Origin of the sequence: Thalassospira sp. UBA1131 (assembly GCF_002311515.1) — a bacterium.
In the GTDB taxonomy this organism is placed as follows: Bacteria; Pseudomonadota; Alphaproteobacteria; order Rhodospirillales; family Thalassospiraceae; genus Thalassospira.
The window spans coordinates 140,773-144,181 of record NZ_DCAO01000104.1 but is presented as its reverse complement, the minus strand read 5'-3'; the positions used below and the strand labels follow the sequence as shown (position 1 = coordinate 144,181).

Annotated in this window: 4 protein-coding genes; 2 read left to right on the top strand and 2 right to left on the bottom strand. The window is 56.3% G+C overall.

What is annotated here, in order from left to right; genetic code table 11:
• Positions 1-294: 294 nt before the first annotated feature.
• Positions 295-741: a DUF2946 family protein gene (locus B3Z49_RS16840; protein ID WP_064781777.1), complete on the bottom strand. Its 447-nt coding sequence runs from the start codon at positions 739-741 to the stop codon at positions 295-297.
• A 141-nt stretch (positions 742-882) separates the two neighbouring features.
• On the bottom strand, positions 883-1,773 hold the full coding sequence (locus B3Z49_RS16835) for a DMT family transporter (protein WP_296992962.1): 891 nt from the start codon (positions 1,771-1,773) through the stop codon (positions 883-885).
• Positions 1,774-1,875: 102 nt separating this feature from the next.
• Here B3Z49_RS16835 and B3Z49_RS16830 point away from each other — a divergent pair, with 102 nt between their 5' ends.
• Together B3Z49_RS16830 and B3Z49_RS16825 are read left to right on the top strand one after the other, a co-directional pair.
• A complete protein-coding gene (locus B3Z49_RS16830) occupies positions 1,876-2,775 on the top strand; it encodes a LysR substrate-binding domain-containing protein (RefSeq protein ID WP_296992960.1) in 900 nt (299 codons plus the stop codon).
• A gap of 110 nt (positions 2,776-2,885) precedes the next feature.
• Positions 2,886-3,409 (top strand): HdeD family acid-resistance protein (locus B3Z49_RS16825; RefSeq protein WP_296992958.1); only part of this gene is annotated, 524 nt, incomplete at its 3' end.

Here is a 3,409-nt window from a genome sequence, read left to right as displayed (position 1 = left end):
GGCTGTGATGTCCGATGCTGGCATCGGATGGCAAAGTCAGAACGGCGGGTTCGGCAAGTTTTTCCAATACAAGCAAGGCGTCGTCTTTGTTCATGGGGATCTCCCATTGGCAAACTTACAGATACGCGGCAATGCCGTCGCGTATCGACACCAGTCTGTGAACCGGGATGTCCCGGAAATTGCCGGTTTTACCGGCTGGCATGGGATAATGATCGGATAGAACCACGTCCGTCAGATACAGTTGTGGCGTAAAACCGCCAACAAGGCCCTGAAAGACAGTGCTTGGAAATCCGGTCAGATGGCGACCGGCGGTGCGCGCGGAGATGCGGCAATCGGGCAGAAATCGTGCAGACGTGCCGTAATATGAAGGGCCGTGACCTTATTAGACAGCCGGATCCGATGGATCAACGGTAATTCAGGTTCAACCGGCATGCCGACCACATGGTTGCCAAGGCCGCAACTGGCGCACTGGAAGCCGTCAAAGGCGTCGGAACTGTGCGGATTAGCAGTGCGATCTGCGGCAAGGTCGGCCGGAACCGAAATGGTCTTGATGCCATTTGCGGTACAGATAATCAGCGGGACATAGGTCTGGGAAACTTCCGTGTTCGACGTCGGCACGGTTTCAAGCGCGACAGGCGCGTGCATGAACCCGAAAAACAGCGCGTTGACCAGCAACAGCCACGCCACACAAAGTGACAGAGTGCGTCGTGCAACCAAGCTGTTGAGCGGTGTGAAATACACGGGTTTCCATCCAGATTGGATAAGGTCTGGAATTTGATAGACCCTTGAAACCCCCATGTCAAAGCATCGAATTGTGAACCAGTTATCAGTTTTTCTTTATAATCGTTCTGATATGCCGGGCCAGGCCCGGCACACCCTTGGTTACGCTGTTGCCTTGCGGGCCGATCTTGCCATGGAAATGCGCAACATAACCACACCGGTTATCGCGACCATGCCGCCGATCAGGGTCAGGATGTCGGGCGTAATACCACTTAGAATCCATGCCAGCACAACCGCAATCGGCGGCACCAGATACAAAAAGTTTGCCGCCGATGCCGGGCCGAAATGGCCGATTGCGATGCTCCAGGTGGCATAGCCAAGGGATGCGGAAACAAGACCAAGGAACAACACCGCCGAAATTACCGAAACCGACGCCACACTGATTTGTGCCATCCCGTCGGGCAACCACGGGGTTAGCCACAGCGCACCCGTAATCAGTGTCCAGCAGGTGCAGGTGGCCGGGCCATATCGCGCGATCACCCCGCGCACCAGAACGAAATAGGTGGCCGATAATATGGATGCCAGAAGGATCAGCGAACTGCCATTGCCAAAACGCATCGGGCCCGGCTGACCAACAGCGATCAGGACCACACCGGAAAAACTCACCGCTGTGGCAATCCAGGCACCAATCCCGAACCGGTCACGCAAAAACACAGTGGCCAGCATCGCTGTCCAGATCGGAAGCGTATTGATGATAAAGCTTGCCGCCCCGGGTGATACCGTTTGCTGCCCGGTATTAAGCAACCAGTTATAGATGCTGATGCCAAGTGCGCCGCCCAGACCAAGCCTTGCAAGATCAACCAGCTTGGGCATCTCCGGGCGTTTGATCGCAAGCCAGATTACAGCCGGGCAGGCCGCCAGTGTAAAGCGCACAGCGGCAAGCGGCAGGGGATCAAGCCCCGAAAGCGCAACCCCGATCAACGGAAAGGCCGCCGCCCAGGACAGAACCGTAATCAGGGCACAGGCAAGGCCCAAAGTGGCTTGTGAGAACATCGGCATTCCCTTCGTTCTATGCGAATGAATTTGTCTTCTGTCTTGCTGATAGCGCGATCATGAGTGTTGACATAGAACATAGCTTGGGAGTCAGATGTGCATATGGTGCACAGCAATGACCTTTCCATTCCGCCTCTTGCGCTGTTGCCCGCGGTGATGGCCGCGGCGCGCAACGGGTCCTTTTCTGCCGCCGCCAGTGAAATGGGTGTGACGCATAGCGTGATCAGCCGCCATGTTGCACAGGTCGAACAATGGCTTGGCTATGACTTGTTTGAACGTTATGGCCGCGGGGTGCGTCCGACGCCAGATGGGCAACGGTTTTTGCGCGAAACACAGGCGGCGATTGATCTTTTGTCACAAGGCGCGCAGCCCTGGCGGCAACGCCGTGGACCGGATGTCATCAAAATAAGTTTGCTGCCATCCTATGCCCGGATCTGGTTTCTTAAGCTTGTGCCAGAGATCGAGCGCGATCTGAATGTGCGGCTTGAACTTGAAATTACCGAACGGCTGGCCGATTTCGATGGCGGGCAGACCGACATCGCCATTCGCTGTGGCAAGGGACAATGGCCGGGCACCAAATCAAGCTTGTTGTTTGCCGATGATCTGGTGCCGCTGATTTCGCCCAAGCTTCTTGCTGGGCGCGATCCGCACAGCCTTGATGCAGATGCAATTGCAAGTTTACCGCTTTTAAATGACAGCGACGCCACCGGCTGGCGGCACTGGTTGGCCGAACATGGGGTCAAGTATCGGCCCAAGCCATCTGATCGCCGGTTTGAGGATTACAGTGTCGGGCTGTCTGCGGCGGATGCGGGGCTTGGCGTGATTTTGGCGCGCTTGCCGTTTGCGCGCACGGCAATTGGAAATCACGACCTGATCATGCTGCCTTTCGCACCGGTTCGAAGCCCGCTTGCGACGTTTTTGGTGCAGCCGGCCTATGATCAGCGCCCGGCGGTGCGTGCGGTGGCAGAACGCCTGATCACGGCGGCGAAGGCCTGCGGATAAGATCAGCGCATTGGGAACTTGTCCTATTCGACAGGCGTTAGATGGGCTATAATTTGCAGCAATTTCAGGTTGATATTGCCGCGATCCACAGCAGTCAGGAGCACCTTACCATGACCTTGATCGTTAATGACGGAACGCCGGAAATGCGCGGCCTTTTGGAAAAGGGGCGCAAACGGCTGCGCAACGTCGGCGTGGTAATGCTGATCCTGGGCGTGCTGGCGGTGGCCTTTCCCTTTGTCACGACAATTGCCTTTAAAACCGTGATTGGCTGGCTGTTCCTGTTTGGGGCGCTGGGTCATTTTTACGGGGCCTGGAATGCCGATACCCCGACACGGCGCAGCCTTGATGTCGTGCAGGGGATTGTCTTTGCCCTGATTGGCGGCTGGCTGGCCTTCATGCCAGAAGGCGGCATTGTGACACTGACCGTGTTGCTGGCGATTGCCTTTTTGCTGCACGGGATTTTTGAAACATTGATGGCGTTGTGGCTCAAACAGTTTCCGGGCTGGAAGTGGATGCTGGTTTCTGGCGGGATTTCGGTTCTGGCAGGTATCCTGATCTTTGCCGAGCTGCCAAGCTCCGCCACGTGGGCGATTGGTTTGTTGATTGGCATCAATCTGTTGTCGTCGGGTTTCAG

What these genes read in the sequence shown, in the direction of transcription:
- B3Z49_RS16835 (WP_296992962.1), bottom strand. Translation starts at nt 1,773, where the DNA reads ATGTTCTCACAAGCCACTTTGGGCCTTGCCTGTGCCCTGATTACGGTT.
- B3Z49_RS16830 (WP_296992960.1), top strand. Translation starts at nt 1,876, where the DNA reads ATGGTGCACAGCAATGACCTTTCCATTCCGCCTCTTGCGCTGTTGCCC.